At 69.0% G+C, this 26,454-nt stretch carries 22 protein-coding genes; 15 read left to right on the top strand and 7 right to left on the bottom strand.

Going from position 1 to position 26,454, the window contains the following annotated elements:
- The 8 genes from D7W82_RS04450 to D7W82_RS04415 form a co-directional block, all read left to right on the top strand.
- Window positions 1-349: hypothetical protein (locus D7W82_RS04450; RefSeq protein WP_199727676.1), on the top strand; the 349-nt coding region annotated here is incomplete at its 5' end.
- Window positions 350-359: 10 nt separating this feature from the next.
- Window positions 360-809 (top strand): hypothetical protein, encoded by a 450-nt coding sequence (locus D7W82_RS04445; RefSeq protein WP_120617126.1) that lies wholly within the window; start codon window positions 360-362, stop codon window positions 807-809.
- A gap of 101 nt (window positions 810-910) precedes the next feature.
- Entirely contained in the window at window positions 911-1,849 is a 939-nt protein-coding gene (locus tag D7W82_RS04440; protein ID WP_120617125.1) for a hypothetical protein, read from the top strand.
- Between the two features lie 184 nt (window positions 1,850-2,033).
- Complete coding sequence (locus D7W82_RS04435; protein ID WP_120617124.1) at window positions 2,034-4,991, top strand: cation-transporting P-type ATPase; 2,958 nt, start codon at window positions 2,034-2,036, stop codon at window positions 4,989-4,991.
- Window positions 4,988-5,227, top strand: a complete 240-nt coding sequence (locus D7W82_RS04430) for a hypothetical protein (RefSeq protein WP_120617123.1) — start codon at window positions 4,988-4,990, stop codon at window positions 5,225-5,227. Before D7W82_RS04435 ends, D7W82_RS04430 begins: the two co-directional genes overlap by 4 nt.
- 9 nt (window positions 5,228-5,236) lie before the next feature.
- Complete coding sequence (locus tag D7W82_RS04425) at window positions 5,237-5,842, top strand: HMA2 domain-containing protein (protein WP_120617122.1); 606 nt, start codon at window positions 5,237-5,239, stop codon at window positions 5,840-5,842.
- 140 nt (window positions 5,843-5,982) lie between these two features.
- Window positions 5,983-6,795: a DUF2092 domain-containing protein gene (locus D7W82_RS04420; RefSeq protein WP_158617588.1), complete on the top strand. Its 813-nt coding sequence runs from the start codon at window positions 5,983-5,985 to the stop codon at window positions 6,793-6,795.
- Window positions 6,792-7,127 (top strand): hypothetical protein, encoded by a 336-nt coding sequence (locus D7W82_RS04415; RefSeq protein WP_120617120.1) that lies wholly within the window; start codon window positions 6,792-6,794, stop codon window positions 7,125-7,127. Before D7W82_RS04420 ends, D7W82_RS04415 begins: the two co-directional genes overlap by 4 nt.
- A 56-nt stretch (window positions 7,128-7,183) precedes the next feature.
- Here D7W82_RS04415 and rph read toward each other — a convergent pair whose 3' ends face one another.
- A complete protein-coding gene (rph, locus tag D7W82_RS04410; RefSeq protein WP_120617119.1) occupies window positions 7,184-9,778 on the bottom strand; it encodes a rifamycin-inactivating phosphotransferase in 2,595 nt (864 codons plus the stop codon).
- Window positions 9,779-9,900: 122 nt separating this feature from the next.
- Between rph and D7W82_RS04405 the strand changes: the two genes are divergently transcribed.
- The 4 genes from D7W82_RS04405 (at window position 9,901) to D7W82_RS04390 (ending at window position 13,914) form a co-directional block, all read left to right on the top strand.
- Window positions 9,901-10,782, top strand: a complete 882-nt coding sequence (locus D7W82_RS04405) for a hypothetical protein (RefSeq protein WP_158617587.1) — start codon at window positions 9,901-9,903, stop codon at window positions 10,780-10,782.
- Between the two features lie 148 nt (window positions 10,783-10,930).
- A complete protein-coding gene (locus D7W82_RS04400; RefSeq protein ID WP_120617117.1) occupies window positions 10,931-12,784 on the top strand; it encodes a peptidoglycan-binding protein in 1,854 nt (617 codons plus the stop codon).
- Between the two features lie 13 nt (window positions 12,785-12,797).
- Window positions 12,798-13,298 carry a hypothetical protein gene (locus D7W82_RS04395; protein ID WP_147439223.1) on the top strand — a complete coding sequence of 167 codons (501 nt, stop codon included), beginning with the start codon at window positions 12,798-12,800 and terminating at the stop codon, window positions 13,296-13,298.
- Between the two features lie 130 nt (window positions 13,299-13,428).
- On the top strand, window positions 13,429-13,914 hold the full coding sequence (locus D7W82_RS04390; protein WP_120617115.1) for a tyrosine-protein phosphatase: 486 nt from the start codon (window positions 13,429-13,431) through the stop codon (window positions 13,912-13,914).
- Window positions 13,915-14,039: 125 nt separating this feature from the next.
- Here the strand turns inward: D7W82_RS04390 and D7W82_RS04385 are convergent, their stop codons facing one another.
- Together D7W82_RS04385 and D7W82_RS04380 are read right to left on the bottom strand one after the other, a co-directional pair.
- Window positions 14,040-14,333, bottom strand: a complete 294-nt coding sequence (locus D7W82_RS04385) for a hypothetical protein (RefSeq protein ID WP_120617114.1) — start codon at window positions 14,331-14,333, stop codon at window positions 14,040-14,042.
- A gap of 244 nt (window positions 14,334-14,577) precedes the next feature.
- Window positions 14,578-15,513, bottom strand: coding sequence for a DMT family transporter (locus tag D7W82_RS04380; RefSeq protein WP_120617113.1), 936 nt, complete (start codon window positions 15,511-15,513; stop codon window positions 14,578-14,580).
- Window positions 15,514-15,583: 70 nt separating this feature from the next.
- On the opposite strand from D7W82_RS04380, the gene D7W82_RS04375 reads away from it, so the two are divergent.
- Window positions 15,584-16,369: a helix-turn-helix transcriptional regulator gene (locus tag D7W82_RS04375; protein WP_120617112.1), complete on the top strand. Its 786-nt coding sequence runs from the start codon at window positions 15,584-15,586 to the stop codon at window positions 16,367-16,369.
- A 10-nt stretch (window positions 16,370-16,379) separates the two neighbouring features.
- On the opposite strand, the gene D7W82_RS04370 is transcribed toward D7W82_RS04375, so the two are convergent.
- The 3 genes from D7W82_RS04370 to D7W82_RS04360 all read right to left on the bottom strand — a co-directional run bounded on the left by D7W82_RS04370 (window position 16,380) and on the right by D7W82_RS04360 (window position 19,386).
- Window positions 16,380-17,321 (bottom strand): macrolide 2'-phosphotransferase, encoded by a 942-nt coding sequence (locus tag D7W82_RS04370; protein ID WP_120617111.1) that lies wholly within the window; start codon window positions 17,319-17,321, stop codon window positions 16,380-16,382.
- Between the two features lie 263 nt (window positions 17,322-17,584).
- Window positions 17,585-18,475 (bottom strand): hypothetical protein, encoded by an 891-nt coding sequence (locus D7W82_RS04365; RefSeq protein WP_120617110.1) that lies wholly within the window; start codon window positions 18,473-18,475, stop codon window positions 17,585-17,587.
- Window positions 18,476-18,516: 41 nt separating this feature from the next.
- Window positions 18,517-19,386: a hypothetical protein gene (locus D7W82_RS04360; protein WP_120617109.1), complete on the bottom strand. Its 870-nt coding sequence runs from the start codon at window positions 19,384-19,386 to the stop codon at window positions 18,517-18,519.
- A 132-nt stretch (window positions 19,387-19,518) separates the two neighbouring features.
- Between D7W82_RS04360 and D7W82_RS04355 the strand changes: the two genes are divergently transcribed.
- The gene (locus tag D7W82_RS04355) at window positions 19,519-20,403 is read left to right on the top strand and encodes a hypothetical protein (protein WP_120617108.1); all 885 of its coding nucleotides are present in this window, start codon (window positions 19,519-19,521) and stop codon (window positions 20,401-20,403) included.
- A 137-nt stretch (window positions 20,404-20,540) separates the two neighbouring features.
- On the opposite strand, the gene D7W82_RS04350 is transcribed toward D7W82_RS04355, so the two are convergent.
- Complete coding sequence (locus D7W82_RS04350) at window positions 20,541-23,255, bottom strand: LuxR C-terminal-related transcriptional regulator (RefSeq protein ID WP_120617107.1); 2,715 nt, start codon at window positions 23,253-23,255, stop codon at window positions 20,541-20,543.
- 214 nt (window positions 23,256-23,469) lie between these two features.
- Here D7W82_RS04350 and D7W82_RS04345 point away from each other — a divergent pair, with 214 nt between their 5' ends.
- Window positions 23,470-26,355, top strand: a complete 2,886-nt coding sequence (locus tag D7W82_RS04345; protein ID WP_120617106.1) for a YncE family protein — start codon at window positions 23,470-23,472, stop codon at window positions 26,353-26,355.
- Window positions 26,356-26,454: the final 99 nt, after the last annotated feature.

Here is a 26,454-nt window from a genome sequence, read left to right as displayed (position 1 = left end):
GCCGCGCATCGAGGATGGGAACCTGAAGGAGGGGTGGATCCACATCGACGCGCGCCACGTGACGGGCAACCACCCCGCCGGGCGAGGCGACCTCTACGCGCCGGGGACCACGCGCCAGCAGATCTCCAAGGCCGCCGAGGATGTCGTCAAGTACGGGAACCGCAAGTCGGACCCCAGCATGCGAATGCAGACCTTCGAGATGAAGACGAAGGTCAACGGCCAGAAGGACCTCATCCGTGTCATCGTGGATTCGAAGGACGGCAACCGGGTCATCACCGCGTTCCCGGTCCGGGGAACCATCAACCATGTCCCCACTCCCGCCGGCACCCCGCCGGTCACCCCCCCGTGAGGCACCTGACATGTTCCGACTGGAGTGTGAGTGGAGCGACGCGCGGGCCCCCGACCGTTCGGGCTTCGACCTGGGGCACATGACCCTCACGAGCGACGCGGGGACCTGCACCTCCAAGGGCAGGTCCCCGGACCAGGGCATGATGCTCGTCATCGCGTTCGCGGACCTGCTCGGAGGGCTCAAGGCGCTGGTGGCGGGCGGCGCGAAGGACTACCTCTTCGTGGGTGCTGACTCATCCTTCACCCTGCGCTTCAAGCGGGCGAAGAAGGGCCGCATCGCCATCCAGTGCGGCACGGCGTCGTTGGGTGAAGTGGAGTCCAACGAGCTGTGCCGTGCCGTCCTGCAGGGCGTGGAGTCCTTCATGGCCCGGCCCGAAAGTGCCCTCCCCCCTGGAGATGCGGCGGGAGGGGACCTGGAGATGAGCCTGCGAGAGTTCCGGGCGGCCGTCCCGGGGATGTGAGCAGAACCGGGCCCCTCCGTCGGCGGCGGAGGGGCCCCGTGGCGCTCATCAGCCGCTAACATGCCCGCTCCCGAACACGCCCATGCAGGCAGGAGGGCCGCGTGGCATCCCTTGAGCGCCTCAACCCGAAGTCACAGGCCCTGGAGCTCGAGGCCCCCCTGCCCGGCGTGATGGATGCCCTGGCGGCGCTCCCGCCCACCCAGAAGGCCCGCCGCTTCTGGAGCCGCGTGGGGCACCGGCTGCTCTCCCTGTCGAGGATCGGGGTCTTCCTCCTGCTGCTATGGGTGGCTGGCACCGCCGATGCCCCCCTGGATGTCGTGGCGGGAGTCCTCGCGGTCGTGCTGGGCCTCGTGCTGTGGCTTCGCAGTCTCCTGCCCCGGCGCTTCCACGCGGAGGGCCATCCGGGGGATGCGGTGGAGCGCCGGCCGGAGCTGGTCCGCCGGGTGCTCCTGCGCCTCAAGGAAGACCTCGCGCCCAGGTCGCCCGTGCGCCTGCGGCTTCGTCCCGACCCGCGTCCCGAAGGGCCGGGGTCGAGCTTCTATGATTTGAAGCTCCGTTCGAAGGCCACGTCGGAGGTGCTGGACCCGTGGCTCACGCTGGAGACGCGGCTGGCGGATGGCGCGCACCTGCGGCTGAGCGCGGTGGAGCGCCGCAGGAACAAGCTCTGCGTCCCTGGACCCAAATCAACCCGGCGTCGCAAGAAGTTCAAGGAGTACGACACGCTGCTCCTGGAGGCCCGGCTGCGCGTGAAGGCGAAGCGGCACCCGGAGCTCGCGGCGCTGTCACTGGACCAGGCCCAGGAGGCGGTGCGCCTTCCGCCCGGCGCGAAGCTTCAGCGGCTGCGCATCACCGGGGAGCACCTCCGGATCCGGATCCGGCTGGAGGAGTCCTGGCTCCCCCATGTCCCGAAGGACGCAACGGCCGAAGCCTCCCCTGCCCCGGACGCGTCCCGCGCGGTGACGATGATGCTGCTGAGCCTCTACCAGATGCTGCACCTCGCCCGGACTCCCAAGGCCGTCAAGCGCCGCCGCTCCGGTTGAGCCTTCAGAACGAGGCGCTCCACGTGAGCATGTCGTCATGCGCGCCCATGCGAGCCCATCCGCCCTGAGGGTGGATTGGGTGTTGTCTGGTGAAACAACCCGCGGCTTTCACTGGCCCGCCGGGCCACCTTGTTCCGGCGGGCCGCCATCCCCACCTCTCTGAGACCCGGTCAGGGGGTAGCGAATGGTGGTGTTCCTCATGGACGGGCAGTGCGCACCCGCGCGGGTGGTGCGCCACTCGGCCGCGGCGCGCAGGCTGCGTCTGGAGGTCCCCGGCCTGCGGTGGAACGCCTTCCTCGGCAGGCGGCTGGAGCGAACCTTCGCCACCTGGCCCGGCGTCGAGGACGTGAGCGCGGAACCCCGCACGGGACGGCTGCTGGTGCGCTACGCGCCGCAGGCCCCGCTGCTGGCCCGGCTGCGCCAGGAGCCCGACGCACAGACCGCCCCTGGCCCCACTCCGCGCAAGGCCCGCCCGGCGCAACGCGCGCAGCGCGGACCGCGGGAGCCGTGGCACGCGATGACCGTGGACGCGGTGCTGGCCCGGCTGGACGGTACGGCGCAGGGCCTCGCCTCCGAGGAGGCGGCCCGGCGGCTCAAGCGCTTTGGCCCCAATGTCGTGCAGGAGGAGACACCGCGCTCGCGCCTGGCCATGCTGGGCTCGCAGCTGGCCACCGTGCCCACGATGCTGCTGCTGGGCTCGGCGGGGGCCTCGGCGCTCGCGGGAGACGGGCTGGAGGCGACCGCCATCCTCACGGTGGTGGGGCTCAACGCGGGCATCGGCTACCGCATCGAGCGCCGCAACCAGGAGCTGCTCGCGTCGTGGCAGAAGCTGGAGGCGGGTGCGGCGCAGGTGCTGCGCGGCGGCGTCCTTCTCACGGTGCCCGCGGCGGAGCTCGTGCCCGGGGACGTGGTGCTGCTGCGCGCCGGAGACGTGCTGCCCGCGGACATGCGCGTGCTGGAGGCGCACCGGCTCTGCGCGGACGAGGCGCCCCTCACCGGCGAGAGCGAGCCGCAACCCAAGCAGGCCGCGCCGGTGGATGCGCGGGCGCCGCTGGCCGAGCGGACGCCGCTGTTGTTCGCGGGAACCGCGGTGGCCTCGGGACGTGGGCGCGCCCTGGTGGTGGCCACGGGCGCGGACACGGAGATGGCGCGCGTGCGGGAGCTGGTGGCGCAGGAGTCCGCGCCGTCCACGCCGCTGACGCGCAAGATGGGCCAGTTGGACCGGCGCGTGGCGGCGGCCTCCGTGGGCGCGGCGACGCTGTCCGCCCTGGCGGGCCTGGCCCACGGCCGCTCCGCGCCCCAGGTGCTGCGCGGCGCGGTGGCGCTGGGCGTGGCGGCGCTTCCCGAGGGCCTGCCCCTGGTGGCGACCGCGGCGCTGCTGCGCGCCATGCAGCGGCTGCACGCGCGCGGCATGGTGGTGCGGCGCGTGGTGGCCGCCGAAGCGCTCGGAGGCGTCACCATCATCTGCGCGGACAAGACGGGCACCCTCACGCGCAATGAGATGCGGCTGGAGGTGTTGGACCTGGGGGAGGGCCCCCTGGAGCTGTCCTCGCTGCGTCCGCGCCCCCAGGCCGTGCTGGAGGATCCACCCACGCTGGCGCTGGCGTTGGGACTGCTCAACAGCGACGTGGACATCCACCACCGCGGCAAGACGCTGGAGGTGTCCGGCAGCTCCACGGAGAAAGCGCTGGTGGCCGCCGCGCATGCCGCGGGGCTGGACGGGGCCGCGCTGCGCCGCGCCTTCCCTCGCCGCCACCTCCGCGAGCGCTCCGAGGCCATCCACTACGTGCTGAGCGTCCACCATGCGCCCGGCGATGGCACGGTGGCCTTCATCAAGGGAGCTCCCGAGCAGGTGCTGGCCATCTGCGAACGGGACTCGAAAGGGCCGCTGGACGCACGGGAGCGCAAGCGGCTGGCGAGGCGCAACGACGCGCTGGCGGCGGACGGGCTGCGCGTGCTGGCGCTGGCCTGGCGGCGGCTCGCCGGGGACGCAGGCCCCGCGCCCACGGAGGGGTACACCTTCATCGGCTTCGTGGGGCTGCGGGACCCGCTCCGCGAGGGCGCGGCGGAGTCGGTGCGTCAGGCGCGAGGCGCGGGCATCCGCACGGTGGTGTTGACGGGAGACCAGCCCCGCACGGCCGAGGCCGTCGCCCGGCAGGTGGGATTGGAGGGGGACACCCTCACCCCGCATGAGCTGGCGGAGCTGCTCGAGCTGTCGGGCGAGGCGCTTTCGGACGGGCTCGGCCGCACCGCGGTGCTGGCGCGTGTGACTCCGGACGACAAGCGGAAGCTGGTGAAGGCCCTGCGCGCGCAGGGAGCCATCGTCGCCATGGCGGGAGACGGCATCAACGACGCCCCGGCGCTCCGGGCCGCGGACGTGGGCGTGGCGGTGGGCGTGCGCTCCAGCGACATGGCGCGCGCGGTGGCGGACGTGGTGATGGCCAGCGAGGACCTGCGCAGCATCATGTCCGCGGTGGGCGAAGGCCGCATCGTCCAGGACAACCTGCGCCGGGCGCTGCGCTTCCTCTTCGCGACCAACCTCTCGGAGATGACGCTGGTGTTGGGCGCGAGCCTGCTGGGGCTGCGGGAGCCGCTCTCGCCGCTGCAGCTGCTGTGGATCAACCTCCTCACGGACACGCTGCCGGGAATCGCCCTGGCGCTGGAGCCGGGAGACCCGGCCATCCTCGACCGGCCTCCGGCGCCACCGGGGATGCCGCTGCTCACGAGACCGGCGGTGCGGCGGGTGGCGCGGGACGGCGCGCTGATGGCGGGCGTCGGCGCACTGGGGATGGCACTGGGTGGGCCACCGCTGGCGTTCGGGGCGCTCACCGCGGTGCAGCTCGGTTATTCGGCCGTGTGCCGCGCGCCCCGGGAGGCGCGGCGGCATATCCCCACGGACGGCGAGTGGCGCATCTACGCCTTCGTCGGCGGTGCCTCGGCCCTGCACGTGGCGGCGCTCACCCTCCCGCCGCTGCGGCGGGTGTTGCACCTTCCAGCGCCCACGCCGCTGACGTTCGGCGGGCTGGCCGCGGGGCTGTTGCTCCCGGCCCTGGTGGGCGCGACGCCCGCGTGGGGCGCGCAGGTGGTGCGCCGGGCGCGGCGGGTGACGGACACAACCTCTTCCCTGGAGACACCTTCATGAAGTTCGACCTCCCCTCCTTTCTCATGGGCTACGGCGCGGGCGCGAGCACCGTGCTGGTGACCAGGCATCTGCGGCCGCTCCTCGTGGAGGTGGCCACCGCGGCCTACCACTTCGTCGACATGGTGATCGCGCGCGCCGCGATGAAGCACGAGGACCTCGAGGATCTGATGGCGGAGGCGAAAGCGAGGGCTCGCGGAGGCGAACGCGCGCGGCCCGCGGGCGAGGCCCGGGCCTAGGGGGCGCACATGGAGAAGAGCATCCACGTCATCCACACGTCGCCGGGGCGCACGCGCCTGCGGCTGCCGTGGTTGCGGCGCGCCGGGAAGGTGGCCACGTCGCTGGCGGACGACCTGCTGCTGGTGGAGGGCATCAGCGAAGTGCAGGTGCGGCCCTTCACCGGCAGCGTGCTGTGCATGCACGACCCCGAGGAAATAGACGTCGAGCGCCTGCTGGAGGAGGTGCGCCGGAGCACCGGCGTGGACACGGTGGTGCGCCCTGGAGAGGAACTCCCCGACGGGGACGCCCTGCTGCGCTCCCTCGAGGAGGGCAGCGGCGTGGCGCGAGCGGCCAGCTCGTTCATCAAGGGACTCAACGTGGATCTGCTGCGAGCCACCGAGGGCCACGTGGACCTGGGCGCGCTGACGGCGCTGGGCTTCGCGGCGGCGGGCGTGATGAATGTGGCCGTCAAAGGAAAGATCGAAGCCCCTCCGTGGTTCAGCCTGGGCTGGTGGGCCTTCCGCACCTTCGCCACCATGGAGGAGTCGGCCATCCGGAGCACGCCAGCCCAGGTGCGCCACGACAACGGCGACGCGCCCCCGCATGGCAAGGGCCCCCCCGGCGCCTCCCACTGATGCCGGTCCGCGGTGACGGCCTCTTGCAAGGCACCAGACAGCGCGGCGGTTGAACCGGTGAGCCTTGGAGCCCCTCGGCCATGTCCCCAACGTCCTGGGGACAGGAGGGGTTCATGACAGACACAGGTAGCAGTGCACGCTTGAGGAAGAGGTGGTGCGGGCCCCTGCTCGCCCTGCTCCTGGGAGCGACACCTCTGCTCGCGGGCGCACAGCAGGAGCAAGCACCCACCGAGCGCGCCGAGTCCGAGGCCAAGGTCGATCCCCAGGCCCAGCGAATCCTGCGCCAGATGAGCGACTTCCTGGCGGAGCAGCGTGAGTTCTCCGTCCGCACCGAAGGGACGCTCGATCAACTGCTCGACTCGGGGCAGAAGATCCAACTGCAACGCGCGGGCGACGTGCGCCTGCAGCGCCCCAACCGGCTCCGCGTGGACCGCGCCGGAGACCTGGCCAAACTCCACCTCTTCTACGACGGCCAGCGGCTCACCGTTCACGGCGAGCAGGCCAATGCCTATGCGACGACGCCCGCCCCTTCCACCCTGGATGCCACGTTGGACATGGCCTCGCAGCGGCTCGGATTGGATGCGCCCGGAGGGGACCTGCTCGTCAGCAATCCCTACACCGCGCTCACCGAGGACGTGCGCTCCGGGAAATACCTCGGCCGCGCCAAGGTGAACGGCGTGCCCGTGCACCACCTGGCGTTCCGCAACCGCGACGGCGTGGACTGGGAGCTCTGGGTGGAGGACGGCCCGCGCCCCCTGCCGCTCAAGTACGTCATCACCTCGCGGGACCTGCCGGGAGCACCGCAGTACTCGGTGACCTTGTCCGAATGGAACCTGTCGCCCCAGCTCACCCCGGACCAGTTCCAGTTCACGCCCCCACGCGATGCCGTGCGCGTGTCGTTCCTCGCACCGGACTCGCAGGGCGGAGCGCAGCAGCAAGGAGGCTCGAAATGACCACGCACTCGCGCAGGCCCCGCCAGCGGCTGGCGGCGATGTTGCTGGGGCTCTTCTTCCTGGGAGAGGTCGTCCCTGAGGTGGCCCTGGCGTACTACGGCACATCGCGCCGGGTGGCGCGGCGCACCTCGAGACGCACTGCCGCCCGTCAGGATGCCTACTACGGCAACAACACGACCGTGGTGGCGGCACCGGTGGGCGCGGCCACCGTCACGACGCTCCCCGCGGGCTGCGTGGCCTCGACGGTGGGCGGCGTGGCCTACCAGCAGTGCGGCGGCGTCCGCTACCGCCCCTTCTACCAGGGGGACACCCTGGTGTACGTCGCCGAGTAGTCGTCCCTGGCGCTCCGGCGGTGACGCCCTGCCCCACCGCCGGAATGCCCGTCCGGCTAGGACAGGAGCTCGACGTACCCGTCCGTCCCATGCACGCGGATCCGCTGCCCGTCCCGGATCCGCCGGGTCGCATGCTCCACGCCCACGACGGCTGGCAAGCCATACTCCCGTGCGATGACCGCGCCGTGGGTCATCAGGCCGCCGACCTCCGTCACCAAGCCCTTGATGGACACGAACAAGGGCGTCCAGCTCGGGTCCGTGAAGGCGGTGACCAGGATGTCGCCCGCTTCGAGCCGGGCCTCCGCCATGTCCAGGATGACGCGGGCGCGCCCCTCGACGGTCCCGGCGGAAACCGCCAGGCCGACCAGCGCGCCGTCTGGCAGATCGTCTCGCCGGTAGGCCCCGGCGATGACCTCACCCTCCGACGTGAGCACCCGGGGCGGCGTGAGCGATTGATAGGCCCGGAACGCGTCCTTGCGCTGACGGATGAGCAGCTCATCCACCTGGTTCGTGCGCACGACGTCGTGGAGTTCCTGGAGCGTGAGGAAGAAGATGTCTTCCTTTTCACGGAGCACGTGGGCCCGCACCAGGCGCGCGGCTTCTTCCAGCAGGGCCTGCTTGTAGACAAGGTATCGGCTGACGATGCCGTACTTCGGATACTCCCGGTACCCCATGAAGGTCCGGACCCGGTCGATCATCCGCTTCGTCTCTTCCGCCTTCGCCTCCCCTTCCGGCAGGGCCCGCAGGCGCGCCAGCAGCTCCTGTTCCTTCTTCCAGGCCTCCTGCCGTCCCTGCTCGAAGCGCCGCGCGCCGGCCCCCGGTTCGAAGTTCTGGATGTTGCCCAGGAGGATGGGCACGAGCGTGGTGGGCCGCTCGCTCCAGCGCGGCTTCGTGATGTCGATCTCGCCGACGCAGCGCATGCCGTACTTGTCGAGATAGGCGCGGATGGCGTCTCGCGCTTCCCGCCCGCCCGAGAGCGTGTCCAGCTGGTCCAGGAAGGCGTCGTCCTCGACCTGCCGCAGGAAGGCCACCACCTCCGGATGCGGGCGGATCACGTCCGCGACCTCCAGGAGCGCCAGCCCCATCTCCGACGTGACGTTGTTGGGGACGGACTGCGTGAGCGTGTCGGCCGCGTTCTTCTCGCCCAGCCACGCCTGGAGCTTCTCATTGAGCCACCAGGTGGCCTCCATCCCGGCCATGATCACCTGATGACTTCGCGGCTCGAACAGGAGCCGCTTCAGCTCCTGGAGGTCCGTCAGGATGAAGTCGAATAGCGCGGGCCCTGACTTCGTCTGGATGTCGCGCTTCAAGGCGGCGATGGAGGCCTGATTGTGGCCAATCAGCTCGTCGACGATGGCCGGATTGGTTTCGATCGGAGCGGGTGCGCCGCCAGCCGGCGGCCTGCCGGGGCTCGCGTCCGGGAGCGGCCGGATGAAGTCGCCGCGTCCCATGAGGGTTTGCAGCGCGTCCCGGATCAGCGGATCGGACTTCCCCAGGCCGTCCACGAGGACCGCGCGGCCCGCGGGTGACGCCAGGAGCTGGGTGATGTCGACGAACAGCCTCCCGCCAGCCTCGAGCATCGGCCGCAAGGACGTCAGCTGGAACAGGGAGAGCCCCAGGGGCTTCATGGCGTCGGTCATCATCTGCTGATGGCCGACGGAGACGTAGACGTGGTTCTCCGGGTCGCCAGCCACGGGGATGGGGAACAGCGTGGTGATGGGCCGGCTCTGGACGAAGAAGAACGCGTCGTCGACCTGGCACCATTCGATGTCCTGGGGACGGCCGAAGTGCGCTTCGATCCGCCGGCCCAGCTGCGCGAGCCGCACGACCTGCGCATCCGTCAGCGAGGGCTGCTGCTGCCGCTCCGGCTCGATCGCCTGTTCCTGCGTCCCGCCTGCTGGCAAGGCGTGGATGGCCCGCTGCTTGGTGCCGATGGCCTTGGAGATGACCTCGCCGTCCCGAACCTTGTAGGAGTCCGCGTTCACCAGGCCGGAGACCAGGGCCTCTCCCAGGCCGAAGCTGGCCTCCACGGAGGCGACCTTCCGGTGGGAGGTGATGGGGTCGGCCGTGAACAGGATGCCGGCCGCCTGCGGGAAGACCATCTGTTGCACGACCACCGCCATGCGGACCTTGCGGTGGTCGAAGCCGTTTCGCAGGCGGTAGATGACAGCCCGCTCGGTGAAGAGCGAGGCCCAGCACCGGCTGACGTGCTGGAGGATCGCCGCTGGCCCCACGACGTTCAGGTACGTGTCCTGCTGGCCCGCGAAGGAGGCCGTGGGCAGGTCCTCCGCCGTCGCGCTCGAACGGACGGCGTACGCGGCGTGCCCGCCGAGCCGGGCGAGCGCGAGGGTGATCGCCGCCGCCACATCGTCAGGGATGGCGGTCCCTTCGAGGGTCTGGCGGAGCTCCGCGCTGAGCGCGCGGAGCTGCTCCCGGTCGTCCAGCTTCAGGCGCGACAGCTGCTGGAGCTGCGCTTCGAGCGACGGCGCCTCCGCCATGAGCCGCTGGAAGGCATCCGTCGTCACGCAAAAGCCGGCCGGCACGCGGATGCCGTCGATCCGCGAAAGCTCCCCCAGATGCGCGCCTTTGCCGCCCACGAGCGCGACCTGCGTCTGGTCGATCTCCTGGAGACCCAACACGTAGCAGCCCATGCGCGCTCCTCCTTCTGGGGAAAGGGCGGCACTGTACTCCCTGGCTGCCCCTGGAGACCCGGCCGGCGGCGTGAAACTCTCAAGCGGAAGACACTGCCGTCGGAATCAGGGAGGCAAGAGAGATGGGCGTTGGAAGTCGGTCCGCGCTGGGTTCGGTGTTCGTCCTGCTCCTGGGCGCGAGTGTTCCGGCGGTCAGCGCCGAGCCCGCGGCGCAGGGGGAGCTCAAGCGCTTCAAGGCGAGCGAAACGACCGGGGCGATGTTCATCCTGCGTGCGACGGGCTGCCACAAGGCAGGAGACACCTGCGAGCTCGAGTTGAGCGAAGGGGCTGGTGGGAAACGAAAGGCGAAGCTGCCCGCCGGAATGGCGTACGGGATTCAAGGCGCGTCCTCCGAGAGCTGGACCTCCGGTGAGGAGGAACAGAACGTCACGACCTCCGTCCAGCCGGTGCGGCTGGAGGCCGGGGCGTGGGGACTGCTCGTCACCCAGGAGGGCGGATTCGAACACATCCATCGCCATCACCGCCTCTACGTGGTCAAGGACGGCGGGGTGATGGAAGCCTGGAGCGGGGATGAGAACTTCGCGGGTCCGGAGAGCTCCCATGTTGGCCCATACCCGCTGACGCCGGGCGCACCGGTTGAAGGCTTCTACCGGGAGTATGCGTTTCTCTCCGGCGAGCCCGACGAGTGGAAGCTCGACGCCTACCGCTGGGATGCCGCTGGCCGCAAAGTGGTGAAGGAGCTCCGGAACCGGCCCGCGCGCTACGCGGCCATCATCGGGAGCTTCAAGACGGTCCAGGAGGCCATCGCCTCCCGCGACAGCGCGCAGTTGGATCAATCCTGCGCAAGCGGCTTCCTGGTCCTCGAAACCACGCCGCACAAGCGCCTGACGCCGGGGTTGTTCATCGTGACGAGCATCCACCCGGAGAAGAAGGCAGCAGAGACCGCACTGAAGAAGGTGGGAGCCTGCAATCCGAAAGTCTCGGGCTACGTCAAGGCGCTCTGAGAAGACCCATCGGAGGTCCTGCCTCACCCAACGCTTCAGGACACTCCGCGACAGGCCCAACCCCCTCTCCCGGGTTCTTCGTCTGCCTTGATAAGCCTTTGTACAGTTCAAGCCCACACGCGCCGCGACTTCAGGTCAGGGGTGGGCGATGGGCCAACCAATAGGAAGTTTCGAGGTCTCCGAGGAATTGCTTCGATTGGGCTCTACGGGGTCCTCGGTGGCCAACCTCCAGAATCATCTCCGGCGGGCTGGGCTCTATAGAAGGCCCATCGATGGTTGCTTTGGAGCGGACACCGATTATGCCGTCAGGCAGTTCCAGTTCGACAGGAAGTTGAGCACGGATGGGATCGTGGGCCCCTCGACCTGGGCAGCCCTGAACACGCTCACGATTCCTGCCTCAACGGCCGGCAGCGCCAACAGCCCCAAGGGCTTCCCGTTCGAGATGGGAACAGGCGTCTGCCGTGTTGGCCGGGTGTCCAACGGCGACGGCGTGAACCTTCGAGCGCAGCCTCACCTTTCCGGCACGTTCAAGAAAAAGCTCTCATTCAACACTCGCGTCTTCGTCAGTCGTGAGTTCTCGGGCGACTGGTATTTCGTGACGCTCGAGGATGGAAACTCCGGCTTCGTCTACAAGAAGTACATCAACATCAACCTGCCCGACCCCGGAGCGGTCCTTCATCGGATCAAGAAGAACGAAGGCGCACTGGCCATCGTCAAGCAGCACTACAAGGGATCCACCATCAAATGGGGCCAGGACGAGCGCTATTACGCCAATGTCCTTGTCGAGGCGAATCGGGGTCCTGGGCTCCGCGGCATCTACAAGCCGACCGAGGACGCGGCCTGGGATACGACCCAGACGCGTGAGGGCTACCTCATCTGGATTCCGAGCGTAGCGTTCGCCAAGAGCCTGCGTGGCAAGGTGGGCTCGGGTTCCATCACCTATGAACTGTGGCAGGACGTCAAAGCTGCCGCCACGAACGTTGGGAACGTCTACCTGGGGAATCTGGCCTTTTCCGCGGGCCTGATTCACGGCGCGCTCGAATCCGTCTGGGATTTGCTGACAGGACTCATTGACCTGCTGGAACTGGCGTGGAAGCTCGTCTACAGCTTGCTGAGTGGAGAGATCCTATCGGACTTGAAGGGCCTGTGGGATCTGGCTGCATCGCTGAACCTGAAGATGCTGACCGAGGCGGGCATCCAGGCTCTCGCCAACCGCTGGAACGATCCAAATCTCCTTCGCCGTGAGCACTTCCGGGGCTGGCTGATCGGGTACGTCATCGTCGAGGTCGTGTTGGCGGTTGCTACTGCGGGAGCCGCCATCGTGAAGTGGGCAGGCAAGGCTGGAAAGCTTGGCAAGCTCCTCGCGAAGTTCCCCAGGTTCGTGAAGCTCGCGGAGAAGGCCAAAGACATCACGAAGCCCCTGGAGAAGGCGCTCCAGAAGGTGAAGAAGGCAGGAGTTCGCTCCGCGGTGAAGGCCCAGGGCAAGGTGAAATCGTTCTGGTCGCGGCTTCGGCCCGCGAAGCTGGCTCAGGCTAGGACACGACGAGCGTTGCTGCGGAAGAAGCTGAAGGAAGCTCGCCTCCAGGCGAATCAGGCGCGCAAGCAAGCTCGCATTTCCAGGCTGACGAAAACCAACCCTGTCGACATGCTTCGCGCGAACATGCTTCGGAAGTTCCCGAAGCTCTTGAGCAAGCGCTTGAAGCACATCATCGATGGCGACAGTACCGGTGGCGGACATGGACCGCTTTCGCCGCAGCCAGGCAAGAGCAAATTCAACGCATCCGTCGACATCCCCGGAGTCATCACCGACGCAGCCCGCACGGGAACAATAGGTCCCAACTACAGAAGGGGCACGCAAGTCCGCCTTGACGGCTCATTTCGCGTGGAGAAGACGTACCCACACCCCGTGGGAGTCACCCCCAAGGGGCAAACCGTTCACTCCATTCGGGTCGCCATCGACGATGCCGGCGCTATAATCACCGCCTTCCCTGTTTCTCCGTGAGGACACCATGTGGATGAAGTGCGTCTTGTCTGACGAGGAACTCAAGCGGAGCACCTCGTCCGAAGCCGATGACTTGCTGGTGGGCTACCACCTTTTCCGAACAGCCATCTTTTTCGGAACGAATTCCCAGCCCAATGCCTTTGGAGATGTGAAGGCCGCGGAATCAGGTGACTTCAGCAAGGCCTTGTTCATCGTGCCAGGAGTAGACTTCGCGCTGGCGTGGTCGAGTGTATTTCCCTGGCTCGAATCCGCCGAGAAGAAGTGGGTCTATGAGCATCCAGACGATGCCGCGCAGCTCGTGCTGGAGAAGGTCGGCAGCGAACGGGTTCGAATCTACCTGGACTGGGAGCCTGCGGAATTCATCGAGGTGGGTGAGACCGAACTGGGTGAGGTCAGCCTCGAGGTGGTGGACGAGCTGGTCATCAAGCTGGTGGACCACCTCCCTAAGTGTCCTGCCAAGGATGTGGCCGAAAGCCTGGAGAGTCTGGAAGAGGCCTACTCGGAGCTGGAGTAGCGCGCGGAGGTGGCCACACCAGGCTCACAGCTGGGGGACGCGATCGACGGTCTTCCCGCCCAACAGTACGGGAAGCTTCAAGCGCTGGGCGGCGCTGTCAGCGTCCAGCCCCCGGTGACGAGGATTGCCCATGAGTGATGTCCACCTTGTCTCCATTGGCGGCGGTGCGATCTCGCTGACGCATCGACCCAAGCTCAAGGACTTCTCCACGCTGCATGCCGAAGGGGTGACTCACGTCGTCACCCTGCTTGCGGAGACCGAGGGCGCACGCCAGCTTGGCGAGGCCGCGACCCGAGCGGGCCTCGGTTGGATTTGGGTACCGTTTCACGGCGGAGCGGTCCCGGCCCCCGAGCGGACCCAGGAGCTCAGGCAGGTGTTGCGCCAACTGAGCGCCATCGTCGAGGGCGGCGGCAAACTGGTCATCCACTGCTCGGCGGGGATTCACCGCACGGGCATGTTCGGCTACGCGCTCTTGCGCCAGCTCGGACTGAGCGCCGAGGCTGCGCGCGCCAGGCTCGCAGAGTTGCGTCAGGTCACCGCGGAGGGCGTAGGCCCAGACCGCCTGGCCTGGGGGGATGCGCTGGTAGAGCCCCATTCCTCCTCGGAGCTGGAGTAGCGCGCGGAGGCGGCCACACCCGGCCCACAGCTGGGGGAAGCGCGCGACAGTGCGCCCGCCCGACAACACGGGAAGCTTCAAGCTCAGGACGACCGCCCCTTCGAAGCCATACCGGGGCCGGTGGTTCAGGTCGCGTCGTTGTCGCGCAGCATGGCCAGGTGCTCCGCGAACTGCGGGAGCGTCTTCACCTGGGGCGACTCCAGGTAATACCGCCGCTCGTAGTCCTCGATGATGTCCGGGGTGAGCGGCGCATCATGGATATCCCACGTGACGTCGTAGAGGGCGCGGAGCTTCTCCATGTCGAAGGGCTCCTTGCCAGACGTGGCCCGAGCCTCCGCCACCTGCTCCCGCTCGGTCGCCTTGCGCTGCTGGAGCGCGGCGCGGAGTTGCTTCAGGGTGTCTTCGGCGGAGGTCGGCATACGCGTTCCCAGAGCGTACACCACCCTTCGACGTTCAATGACGCACTGGCAGCCCGGCGGAGCTCGTCTCCAATCGCAAGGTCCCAGCGCTCCACCTTGCCGTTGCCGTGGCCAGGACCTCGGCCACGTTGTCCTCGATGCCGATGAACTCGCCGGGGACGTTGAAGGGGGTCGCACCGAAAACGCGTCGAGAGGTCGTGAAGCAACTGCATGCACAACCGGGACCCTCGCGGAGTCCCCCGTCTCAGGTCGTACCCTGCTTCCACGCGGACGCGGAGCGCAGCAGGCCAGCGCCGCTCACGATGAGGATGCCGGTGAGGACCAGCACCGCGCCCACCGCGAAGGAGAGGTCCGCCTGTTCATTCAGCACGAGGATGCCCGCGCTGATGCCGAACAGGGGCGTCATGAACGAGAAGACCGACAGGTTGGAGGCGAGGTAGCGGCGCAGGAGCCAGAACCACACGAGGTAGGTGGCGAAGCAGACGATGACGCACTGGAAGAACAGGCTCGCCCAGGCCACGGGGGTCATCGTGATGGGGCCGGCCTGTCCCGTGAGCAGGGCCACGGGGAGCAGCAGCGCGGCGCCCCCCACCAGCTGATACAGCAGGGTCTGCGTGGGCGGTGCGTCGGACAACGATGAGGTGCGGATCACCACCGTGGTGGCACCCCAGGCCAGGCCCGCGAGCAGCCCCATCGCATCTCCGCGGAGCACGCCCGGGCTGAGGCCGCCTCGCAGCCAACCGCCGCCAAACGCCAGCGCGATGCCCGCGAAGGCCACGCCAATCCCCAGCCACTGCGTCCGCTTCAGCCGCTCGGAGGGCACGAGCCAGTGCAGGCCCAGCGCGGAGAAGACGGGCGCGGTGTAGAGGAAGACGCCCATGTGCGAGGCGTTCGTGTGTCGCAGCCCCTCCGCCACGAAGAGGAACTCCAGGGAGAAGAGCACGCCCACGAGCATGCCGGGGCGCCACGGCCCGCGGCGCAAGAGCCCCCGCTCTCCCCGCACCCAGCACAGCAGCGCCACGAGCAGCGCGGCCACGCCCGAGCGCAGCGCCATCTGCATCAGGTTGGGGACGTAGGGAGCGGCCAGCTTGACGGCCACCTGCTGCAGGCCCCAGATGGCGCACAGCACGACCATGGTCGCGAGCGCGAAGCCATCCGCGGGCTTCCGGTGAGAGCTCATGACTTCATCCTGCGGCTGACGGGGCGGATGGATATAGCGAGATTCCGACAACCCATCCCGAGAAGCCGCCATGGCGAAGCAGCTGCAAGTTCCCTTCACCTCAAAGCTTCCACACCCCGTGTATTTCCGCGCGGCGAACCTGCCCGCGGCGGCGGCGTATCCGCGTCACCGCCACCCCTGGGGTGAGTTCGTCTACGCCTACAGCGGGGTGATGGAGCTCAAGCTGGCGGGCAGCCACTACCTCGCTCCCCCGCAGTACGGCATCTGGCTGCCGCCCGACCTGGAGCACCGGGGCATGAACCGCTTCGAGGCGAGCCACTGCTCGCTGTACCTCGACCCCGCGTGGTGCCGGGGGCTGCCCAAAGCGGCGTGCGCGATGGCGGTCAGCCCGCTGATGAAGTCCCTGATGGAGCACCTGCGCACCCATGAGCTGGCGCAGCCACGCACCAGCGCCGAGCGCAGGTTGTTCCGGGTGCTCATCGACCAGCTGGCGCTGGCCCCCGCCCATGGGAGCTACCTGCCCATGTCCGATGATCCGCTCCTCCAGCCGGTCCTCACGGCGCTGGAACAGCACCCGGAGGATGAGCGCTCCCTGGCGGAGTGGGCCAAGGCGCTGCACACCACGGAGCGCACGCTGGAGCGGAGATGCCAGCAGCACCTGGGGCTGTCGTTCAGCGAATGGCGTCAGCGGCTGCGCGTGGTGAAGGCGCTCGCGATGCTGGAACAGGGACACGCGGTGGAGGCCATCGCGCTCGACCTGGGCTACAGCAGCGCCTCCGCCTTCATCGCGATGTTCCGGCGGATGACGGGCACCACGCCGGACAAGGTCCGCGGCCACGGATTCATGGCGTCGTGAGGAGAGACGGTCAATCCGCCAGCAGCTGCTCCTTCGCGGCGGTCAGCCAGTCCTCGTTGCCGGTATCGAGCGCGAACAGGGCCAGCACCACCGGCGCCGTGGACAGCCGCTCCGCGACGTGCCGGACGATTCCAGGCCAGACCCTGCCCCCCGCCGCCGCGTAGGCCCGGAGGAGCCGCTCCAGGCCGGGCTCACCGAAGAGCTGGAGGTGCGCGCTCATGTCGATGGCCGGGTCGTCCACTCGCGCCTCGGTCCAGTCGATCATCCCCGACACCTGTCCCGAGCCATCCACCAGGACGTGGCCGGGATACAGGTCGCCATGGGTGGGCACGCAGAAGTCCGGCCAGCACGCGTCATCGTCCAGCCAGGTCCGCCAGCGCCGCAGCCTCGCTGGGTTCACGTCGAGCTCCCGCGAGACCCGCGCCACGTCGTCGGCGACGGCCTGACGGGCCTGATGGGGCGTCCGTGCCCGCATCCCCTCCCCGGCCGCTGCTTCTCCTGACAGCGCGTGCAGCGCGGCCAGGGCCCGGGCGAAGCTGCCGGTGAAGGCGTCCGAGCCCGGGTCGATCTTCCACTCCGGAGTGGCCGAGCCCTCCGGGACCACCAGGGCGGGGGAATCCACCAGCAGCGGGTAGGCGATGAGGTCCGTCGCCACCACTCGCCAGTCCGGCACAGCGAACGGCAGTCGGGATGCCCTGAGGAACGCGAGCGTGCGCACCTCCACCTGGACCTTGCGTGTCGCGTGCTCATGCCGGGGGATGCGCAGGACCCAGCGGGTGCCATCGCTCGCGCTGGCGATGGCAACCCGGAAGTCCAATCCCAGTTCATTGAACGCGATGGGGCCGGACAGTGACAGCCCATGCCGGGACGCGAGCTCGCGCACCCGGAGGTCGTCTGCGTCGGAGAGGGAGGAACTGCTCGGTTCGGACGGCGGGCTTTGGGGCTTCGACATGGCGTGACCTCTCACCCGGCCGCCTGCTCCGGGCGCAGGGCGTGTACAGCGCCGCCGATGATAGCCGGAAGCCGAAAATCCCAAATCCCGCCGTGATGAGGACGTTCTTCATGCGGCCGCCTCCCCCTTGCCAATTCCTTGCAGCCAGCCGACTGGCTGACGTGGCGCGGAGTATTGGCAAGGGGGAGGCGGCGCTGGACATTCCCCCGCCAGCGCACGCGCCATCGCTTGTCAGACGACTGCGTTCGCTTGCCTGGGTGCCGTCAGGGGATGGCGCTCACGTCCACGTCGATGACGCGAGGCTCCTCGGTGCTCGTCGTGCCGGTGACCGGGGGCATTTCGGCGGACACCTGGAGCGTCAGCGCCCACTCGCCCGTGCTCAGCTGGGTGGGCACGTACTTCCAGGAGAGGTGCACGTCCCCCGCGGTCTCTCCCTCCGCCTGGAGTGCCTCGCGCGCCCGCTGTTCGATCTGCGCCGTCGTCAGCCGCGTCCGGAGCAGGTGACCCGAACGGGCCAGGGCCGGCCAGCTGATGAGCGCACGCTGGAAGCTGCCATCCGGCCCGTGGGAGACCACCGCGCGGTGGCCCTCCACGTGGATGCCATTGATGGCACGCAGCACGAAGGTCTTGTGGCGGTGGAGCGTGGGCGCTGCGAGGACGCCGTTCTCCTCGCGCTGGGTGAACGACTTCACCTGCCGCACCTCCCCCAGCTCCGCCGTGGGGATGCCCCAGCGCTGGAGGCGGGCCAGGGCGTTGCGCTGCAAGAGCGCGGGCTCCTGCGGTGTCCTCGGGCCACTGCCGACCTTGTTCAGCACCAGCACCTGGCCTTCGGACGGGTCGCGCTCCAGCTTCCAGGACTGGGACTCCAGCTCCGCGCGGGAGCCCAGCGCATCCGTCTGGGTGAAGGGCTCGGTCGTCCCCACCAGGGAGCCCTGCAGCGCGGCGGCATCAAACGCCGTGCGGGGAAGCAGCGTGGTGGGGAGTCCTCCGGTGGGAGGCGTGGCAAGCGCCGTGGAGTCAAAGATGAAGCCGGCGGTCGCCCGGGCGGACTGGGTGGTGACGGCGGCGGGATCCATGAAGGCACCGCTGTCGCAGCCAGAGGCGGCGGCGAGCGGCAGGACGGTCAGGAATCGGATGAGCAGATGGCTTTTCATGGCGGTTCGTTCTTTCTGATCGAAGTCGGTGGCGGCGGCGGTCACTCGTCGGGCAGCTTCTGCCCGTTGTCGGGGTCGCAGCCCCCCACGTAGGCGATGTTGGAGCCGACCTTGCTGCCGGTGTTCTTGCGGTCATTCCAGCCGCCGGCCTCGTACATCGCCACGCTCTGCGCCTCGGTTGCGCCGAAGACGATGGACACCGGGCAGTCGTCGTTGTTCTTGAATGCTCTCCATCTGTAGGCCTCGTCAATCCAGTTCTCGCCCACGCCATCGACCCGCGAGTTCGCCACGTAGCGCCTCACGTAACGCTTCACGAAGTTGCCGCACGCCGAGTCACCGTGAAAGGCATTCCACATGCTGAAGCCGCTGGAGGGTGTCACGAGCGTCTGGTACCCGCCCTGCTTCCAGACCTGGTAGTCGCCAGACTGGCAGGCCTTCACGACGGCGATGTTCAGCTTGCCGTTTCCCAGGCGCATGTGGGTGTCGGTGACGGCGGAGCACGCATCCACGTTGTTCCCCATCACGAGCCAGCTGCGAAGGGCCCCCTCGTTGTGGCCGCCGTGGGTGTGCACGAAGAGGACGTTCGCGTCGTCCACGCCGACATTGGCCTGGGTGTCCTTCGCGTCGACCGCGGCCGCCTTCGAGGCGTCGGTCCAGATGTCCGCGCGCACGCCCGCGTTGTTGATGGTCTGGACATCCGACCAGTGTCCGGAGCTCTTGAGGGAGTTGAAGTAGCTGGCGAACTCCGCCGCCGTCTTCGTGTGCACGGGGTGCGATTCGGCACTGCACTGCCCCGCGCCTCCGAAGTTGGCGATGCCATAGACGTGGGTTTCGTTCGCCAGTGCCGCCGCGGGCAGGAGCAGCGCGAGCGCCGCGCCCGTCCACGGGTGTGACTGCATCCGGAGTTTCATGGTCCGTCCTTCCCCCGTCTGGGGTTTGGGTGATGGCCCATCAACGAAATCCGGGCGGAATTTCCCTCACCCTCTTCGCGAGAAAGTCGGGTGACTGAACGGAGGGCCAGGGGGTGTTAGGGTGAAGGCTCCGTGAACGAACTGCCCCTGCCCAAAGAGTCCCACCTCAAACCCTTTCCATTCATCGCGCCCCACCGGGTCGTCGCATGGGGGGTCTGGATCGCCATCTTCCTCGTCGCCTACAACCTCTTCTCCGTCAGCCGCGGCGAGGAGGCGGCTCGGGAGGCCCTGGGGGGGCCGCGGTTCTTCATCCCGCTGCTCGTCACGGTCTTCCTGACGCTGTTCGCCTTCTTCTACTGGCGGCTCCGTCGCTGGGCGGAGGCGTACCACCAGGGAGTCTCCTTCTTCAGCGCGGGGGACGAACAGGAAGCCTCCCGCCGCTTCGAGGAGGCCGCCCGCCGCGCCACGCAGGGGCCACAGCGGGCGGTGTCGGTCGCCATGATGGGTCAATGCCAGCTGGCGCTGGGGGACACCGGGCGCGCGCTGGAGCTCTTCGGTTCGGCGGAGCGATCCGGAAAGCTCAGGAGCTCCGTCCCGGCGATGCACCGGTGGATGCCTGCCTTGATCGCCATGGCGCGCTTCGCGGAGGGGGACCTGGCCTCCGCGCGCGCCTGGTTGGAGGAGGGACGCAAGCGCAACGGCGACCTGCCCCCCATCTACGCGCTGCTGCCGGAGGTCGCGCTCCTCTGCCGTGAAGGCAACCCCGCCGCCGCCGTGTCCACGATGGATGCGCGGGCGGGCGAAGCGGATGCACTGGTGGGGCGGGACGCCCGCCGGCTCAAGCTCCTCCGGGCCTTCGCCCTGGACGCCCTGGACCCGGCGAGCCACGCGACTGCCATTGATGCCGCGCTCGCGTCCCTGAAGCCCGTGCGCCCCGGCGACTTCGAGCTCCTCTCCGCCCGGTGGCCCGAGCTGCAAGCCTTCCTGGAGCGGCGGGGGCTCTCCCGCGCGGCGTAAGGGACAGGTGATGCCACGCAACAAGCAGGAATACGGTCTCAATCACGCGGACCGCTTCGCTGAAATCGACTGGTGTCGCTCGCCAACAAGGATCCCACCCGGCTCTTGAACGCCGCGACGGTCAAGGACGAACGCGGTTAGAGGTTCCGCGCCAGCCGCTCCCGCGCCTTCACGATGGCCGCGGTGCGCGTCGTCACCTCGAGCTTCGAGAACACGTTGCGCAGGTGCCACTTCGTGGTGGAGAGCGCCACGTTGGAGCGCTCGCTGATCTCCTGGTTGCTCAGCCCCTGGGCCAGGAGCTTGAGCATCTGGAGCTCCCGCTCGGTCAGCGGCTCCAGCGGCGCGCTGGGCAGGGGCGCGATCCCGGCTGGCCCGCTGGGGCCCAGGGACAGCAAGTCCTGGTACCGCTGGGTGTAGCGCGCTGGCAGCACGTGGCTCAGCTTCCGCTGCGTGGCCGCCGCGACGATGACCTCCTGCAAGCCCGGCGTCTCGTCGAACACGCCCCGGCTGAAGCCGAACCGGGGCACCAGCGCGAAGCCCCTGTTCACCGCGGCGAACGCCGCCGAGGGGTCGCCCGCGCGCCAATGACATACCGCCAGCGCCGCCAGCAGCGCCGTCTCCCGGGCCACGCAGCCCGCGTCATGCGCGCTGGCCCGCAGCGTCTCCAACAGCCCGTGCGCCCGGTCGTGCCGCCCTTTCGCCATCAGCACCCACGCCTGCGCCACCCCCAGCTGCTCCCAGGTCTCGTCGTAGAAGCGCCGCTCGCTCCACTCGCCCCGGCGCATGCGCTCGCCCAGGTCGAACTCCCGCGCCACCGCCTTCATCCTCGCGGGGGATTGCTCCACCAGCGACAGGCGGATCTTCTCTCCGCAGACGTGGGCCAGGAAGCGCGTCTGGTGCCCGCATTCGAGCACGCTGTGCAGGTAGTCCAAGAGCTGCCAGGCCTCCGCGTACTTCCCTCGGATGACCTTGATGCGGGCCAGCACCAGGTAGGCCACCGCGAAGGTCTCGAACACCGCCGCCTGCGACAGGAGCGGGAGGACCTCGATGCAGAGCGCCTCGGCTTCATCCAGCCGGTTCTGATCGTACCGGGTGTTGGCCAGCGCCGTCGCCGCGTTCACCCACACCGGGTTGCGCCGCCCGCGGCTCGCGCGCTCGAAGGCCGCCTCGCACCGGTCCACCGCGTCCTTCATGTGCCCCTGCGCCCGGTCCGCCAGCACGATGAGGACGTCCGTGTAGCCCACCATGTAGGGGTTGTTCAGTCCGGCCAGCGTCTCGCGCGCGACGGACGCGAGCCTGCGCATCGCATCGAACCGGTTCTGCCGGAGCGCCTGGTAGGCCTTCGCCGCCAGCACCGCACCCGCCATGAAGACGTCCGGGTCCTCGTCCCCCTGTGACGCCTCCAACTCAATGTCAGACGCCGGGGCCGAGTCCGACAGGACGGCGTGCAGCAGCGCGAGCCGGGAGAGCTGTCGCGCCAGCCGCTCGCGCTCCGGGTCGGCCGAGGCCGTCTGGAGCCGGCGCTGCGCGTCTTGCAATGCCAGGGAGGCAGGCGCGAAGCCTCGGGACAGGATGAGGCACGCGATGCGCGCGACGCAGATGGCTGGCGCGTGGAAGGTCTCCTCCGCCGTCAGCTTCGCCGTCCAATGGAGCACGGAGGCAATCTCGCCCTCGCGCATCCACGCCTCCGCGCAGCGGGCCGTGAGCTCCAGGCACCAGCTCCGGTCCCCGGAAGCGAACGCGTGCGTCAGGGCCTCGTCTGGCAGCGCGTGCCCGGCGAACCACGCGCTCGCCGCTCGGTGCAGCCGGGGGATGCGGTCGCCATATGTGCACGCGAGCTGCGTGCGCAGGAAGTCGAGGAACAGCGGGTGGTACCGGTACCACTGCTGCTGCGTGTCGAGCGACTGGATGAACAGCTGCGCCCGCTCCAACTCCGCCAGCAGCGCCGGCCCCTGCGTGATGCCCAGGAGCGCGTTGCACAGCTCCCCGTTGAGCCGGTCCACCACCGAGCTCAGCACCAGGAACGCGTGCACCTCCTCCGTCTGCTCCCGCAGCACCACGTCCGCCAGGTACCTCGCCACGTCGTGGTTGGAGCCAACGGCCTTGCGGAGCGCGTCGCTCACGCTGGCGTGCTCGCCCGCCGTCAGCAAGGCCAGCTTCACGCCGGCCACCCAGCCCTCGGTGCGCGCGCGCAGGTACTCCACGTCCTCCGCACGGAGCGCGGCGCCGCACAGGCGCTGGCCCAGCTCGTGGATGGCCTCCCCATCCAGGCCCAGGTCGCGGCCGTCGAGCGTCACCAACTGCTCGGTGAGCTTCAGCTTCGTCAGGTCCAGCTCCGGCGGGCTGCGCGACGAGACGATCCAATGGACGTGCGGCGGCGCGTGGTCCAGCAGGTACGAGAAGGCCCGCACCAGCGAGCGCTCCCGCAGCACGTGGAAGTCGTCAATCACCACGACGAGCTCGCGCCCCAGGTTCCACAGGCTCCGCAGCACCACTGTCGTCGCATGGTCGAGCGGGGGCGCCACCTGCGCGTCCAGCTGGCTCGCGATGTACGCGTCGAACTCCGGCGCCGCGCGGCGGATGGCGCCGACGAGGTAGGAGAAGAAGCGCTCGGGCGCGTTGTCCCGCTCGTCGAGCGACAGCCACGCGAGCAGCCGCGAGCCGCCCACCTCGCGGTACCACTGCGTCAGCAGCGTCGTCTTGCCCGAGCCCAGCGGCGCCGTCACGAGCACGAGCGTGCCGCCGACCCCCCGTTCAATCTTCCGGAGCGCCGCGCTCCGCGACACGAGCACCGACGCCGTCCGCGGCGGCGAGAGCTTCGTCGGCAACAGGTGCGAGAGCGGATCGCCCATGGGCACGTTCCCCCTGAGACCGATGGCAATGCGAAGTAGACCACGGTCCGCTCGGACGAAGACCGGGGCGCTGACGCATCCAATGTCAAACATCAAACACCGCAACGCGTCACAACTCCCCTCCCCCTGCCCCTCCCTTCGGAGGGGGCGATGTCGCGGGCCTCACTGGTAATCCCGAGTGCGCAGCTCTTACCCGCTCACCCAGGAGATCCCCATGGTCCGTACCCCGCAAGTGGGCCCGAGCAAGAACCGGTGGCGCGCCCGAGCCGGTCTGCTGTGCGCCGCCACCTCGCTGTTCGTCGCCTCCCCCGCCGCAGCCCAGGCGCCCTCGTTCATCGAGTTCGAGAGCGCGCACGTGCGTCCGTTGGCCCTCTCTCCGGACGGGACGAAGCTGTTCGCTGTCAACACGCCGGACAACCGCCTGGAGGTCTTCAACGTCACCAGCGCGGGCCTGTCGCTCGCGGCGGAGGTGCCGGTGGGCCTGGAGCCGGTCTCCGTCGCCGTGCGCAACGACACCGAGGTCTGGGTGGTCAACCACCTGTCCGACAGCGTCAGCGTGGTGAGCGTGAGCGGCACGCCGCGCGTGGTGCGCACGCTGCTCGTGGGCGACGAGCCGCGCGACATCGTGTTCGCGGGCGCCAACGGCAATGCGTTCATCACCACCGCGCACCGCGGCCAGCAGCGCACGGATCCGTCCATCGCCTCCGTGCCCGGCGCGGGGGATCCGCAGCTCACCACGCCGGGCGTGGGCCGCGCGGACATCTGGGTCTTCAACCCCGCCGCCCTGGGGACGACGCTGGGAGGCACGCCCGTCCGCATCCTGACGCTCTTCGGCGACACGCCGCGGGGACTCGCCGTCAGCCCGGACAAGAAGACGGTCTACGCGGCCATCGCCCAGTCCGGCAACCGGACCACGACCGTCAACATGGACAGCGTGTGTAACGGCTTTGGCAGCGCGGGCGTGTGCCTGGTCCAGCCGGACTCGTTCCCGTGGGGCAACAACCTCTTCCTGGGGGGCCTGCCCGGGCCGTCCACGAACGCCCAGGGCGCGAAGGCGCCGGAGACGGGCCTCATCGTCAAGTGGAACAGCGCCCTCAGCCGCTGGGAGGACACGCTCGGCCGCAGCTGGAACAACGGCGTGCGCTTCAACCTTCCGGACAAGGACGTGTTCGCCATCGACGCGGACGGGCTCCAGCAGAAGGCGTTCTACACGGGCGTGGGGACCACGGTCTTCAACCTGGCCACCCACCCGAAGACGGGCGCGGTGTACGCGACCAACAGCGACGCCAACAACCACACCCGCTTCGAGGGCCCCGGCGCCTTCGGCGGCAGCACGGTGCAGGGCAACATCGCGAAGATGCGCATCACCGTCATCAAGGGGACGACGGTGTCTCCGCGCCACCTGAACAAGCACATCGACTATTCGAAGCTGGCCGGCTCACCCGGCTTCGACCCCACGGTGAAGAACCACAGCCTCTCCACTCCCACGGAGATGGCCTTCTCCAGCGACGGCGCGAAGCTGTACGTGGCCGCGTTCAGCTCCAGCAAGGTCGGCGTCTTCGACACCGCGGCGCTGGAGGCGGACACCTTCAACCCCCGGACGGCCAGCGCCAACTACATCCCGGTGAGCGGCGGCGGCCCCAGCGGCCTGGTGCTGGACGAGGCGCGCAACCGCCTCTACGTGATGACCCGCTTCGACAACGCGGTGAAGGTCATCGACCTGGCCACGAAGAGCCAGCTGGCCTCGGCGGCCCTCTACAACCCGGAGCCCGCCTCCGTCGTGCAGGGCCGTCCGTTCCTCTACGACGCGAACTTCTCCTCGGCCAATGGAGAGGCCTCCTGCGCCAGCTGCCACATCTTCGGCGACAAGGACGAGCTCGCCTGGGACCTGGGCAACCCGGATGACCCGGTGACGGCCAACGGCATCGACAAGCGGCTCGCGAGCAGCCTGGAGATTGGCGCGTTCCGTCTGCTCACCGGCCACCCGAGCTCGGACGTGAACGGCACCGGCAACCAGAACTCCTTCCACCCGATGAAGGGGCCCATGACGACGCAGACCCTGCGCGGCATGTCCACCTCCGGCGCCATGCACTGGCGCGGGGACCGGTCGACGGGCTTCTTCGGCTCGGGTTCGTACGACGAGGCCCTGTCGTTCAAGAACTTCGTCGTCGCCTTCCCGGGGCTGCTCGGCCGTGTGGATCAGCCCACCGAGGCGGAGATGAACCAGTTCACGAACTACCAGCTCCAGGTGCAGCTGCCGCCCAACCCCATCCGCAAGCTGGACAACTCGCTCACGTCCACGCAGGCGGCCGGCCGCGACTTCTACTTCGGCAGCCGCCGCGTGGACGGCCTGGCGATTGGCACCAACACCGGCTTCAACTGCAATGGCTGTCACATCATCGACGCCGCGCAGGGCCACTTCGGCACCGACGGTCAGGCGAGCTTCGAGGGAATCAGCCAGATCATGAAGATTCCCCACGTGCGCAACATGTACACGAAGGTCGGCATGTTCGGCTTCCCGGACAGCAGCTTCTTCCAGCACTCGGAGACCGGCCCCACGGGCGACCAGATCCGCGGCTTCGGCTACACGCACGACGGCGCGGTGGACACGCTGTTCCGCTTCTTCAGCGCCATCGTCTTCTCCAACACCAGCATCGGCGGGCCCCTGGTGGGCTTCCGGAGCGACACCGAGCGCCGCGAGGTGGAGGCCTACATGATGGCGGTGGACTCCGACCTTGCGCCCATCGTCGGACAGCAGGTGACGCTCACGTCGACGAACGCCTCCGCGGTGGGAGCGCGCATCGACCTGCTCATCGCCCGGGCGAAGGCGCCGTTCGTGTCGAAGATCCTCGGCGGCTCCACGTATGAGGCCGACCTGGTGGCGAAGGCCGCCATCGGCACGCGCGTGAAGGGCTTCCTCTTCGACCGCGTGGCCGGCACGTGGAAGCCGGACGACGGCACCGCCAACCTCACCACCACGGCCCTGCGCGCGCGGGCGAACACGCTGGGCCAGGAGGTGACCTTCACCGCGGTGCCTCCGGGCTCCGGCACGCGCATCGCGCTCGACCGGAACCTGGACGGCAGGCTCGACGGGCAGTGATGGACTGACGTGGAGGGCCCCCTGCCCCGCCTCTCCGGTGCCCGCCGGAGAGGTGGGGCTTTTTCGTGGTCGCGGGCCGGGGCTCTCAAATAACTGAGA

Origin of the sequence: Corallococcus sp. CA049B (genome assembly GCF_003611685.1) — a bacterium.
GTDB classification, from domain to species: Bacteria; Myxococcota; Myxococcia; order Myxococcales; family Myxococcaceae; genus Corallococcus; species Corallococcus coralloides.
This window is presented reverse-complemented; position numbering and strand designations above follow the sequence as displayed.

Coding starts and splice junctions, on each gene's coding strand:
- D7W82_RS04445 (WP_120617126.1), top strand. CDS start 360: ATGTTCCGACTGGAGTGTGAGTGGAGCGACGCGCGGGCCCCCGACCGT.
- D7W82_RS04435 (WP_120617124.1), top strand. CDS start 2,034: ATGGTGGTGTTCCTCATGGACGGGCAGTGCGCACCCGCGCGGGTGGTG.
- D7W82_RS04430 (WP_120617123.1), top strand. CDS start 4,988: ATGAAGTTCGACCTCCCCTCCTTTCTCATGGGCTACGGCGCGGGCGCG.
- D7W82_RS04425 (WP_120617122.1), top strand. CDS start 5,237: ATGGAGAAGAGCATCCACGTCATCCACACGTCGCCGGGGCGCACGCGC.
- D7W82_RS04415 (WP_120617120.1), top strand. CDS start 6,792: ATGACCACGCACTCGCGCAGGCCCCGCCAGCGGCTGGCGGCGATGTTG.
- rph (WP_120617119.1), bottom strand. CDS start 9,778: ATGGGCTGCTACGTGTTGGGTCTCCAGGAGATCGACCAGACGCAGGTC.
- D7W82_RS04405 (WP_158617587.1), top strand. CDS start 9,901: ATGGGCGTTGGAAGTCGGTCCGCGCTGGGTTCGGTGTTCGTCCTGCTC.
- D7W82_RS04400 (WP_120617117.1), top strand. CDS start 10,931: ATGGGCCAACCAATAGGAAGTTTCGAGGTCTCCGAGGAATTGCTTCGA.
- D7W82_RS04395 (WP_147439223.1), top strand. CDS start 12,798: ATGAAGTGCGTCTTGTCTGACGAGGAACTCAAGCGGAGCACCTCGTCC.
- D7W82_RS04390 (WP_120617115.1), top strand. CDS start 13,429: ATGAGTGATGTCCACCTTGTCTCCATTGGCGGCGGTGCGATCTCGCTG.
- D7W82_RS04385 (WP_120617114.1), bottom strand. CDS start 14,333: ATGCCGACCTCCGCCGAAGACACCCTGAAGCAACTCCGCGCCGCGCTC.
- D7W82_RS04380 (WP_120617113.1), bottom strand. CDS start 15,513: ATGAGCTCTCACCGGAAGCCCGCGGATGGCTTCGCGCTCGCGACCATG.
- D7W82_RS04375 (WP_120617112.1), top strand. CDS start 15,584: ATGGCGAAGCAGCTGCAAGTTCCCTTCACCTCAAAGCTTCCACACCCC.
- D7W82_RS04370 (WP_120617111.1), bottom strand. CDS start 17,321: ATGTCGAAGCCCCAAAGCCCGCCGTCCGAACCGAGCAGTTCCTCCCTC.
- D7W82_RS04365 (WP_120617110.1), bottom strand. CDS start 18,475: ATGAAAAGCCATCTGCTCATCCGATTCCTGACCGTCCTGCCGCTCGCC.
- D7W82_RS04360 (WP_120617109.1), bottom strand. CDS start 19,386: ATGAAACTCCGGATGCAGTCACACCCGTGGACGGGCGCGGCGCTCGCG.
- D7W82_RS04350 (WP_120617107.1), bottom strand. CDS start 23,255: ATGGGCGATCCGCTCTCGCACCTGTTGCCGACGAAGCTCTCGCCGCCG.
- D7W82_RS04345 (WP_120617106.1), top strand. CDS start 23,470: ATGGTCCGTACCCCGCAAGTGGGCCCGAGCAAGAACCGGTGGCGCGCC.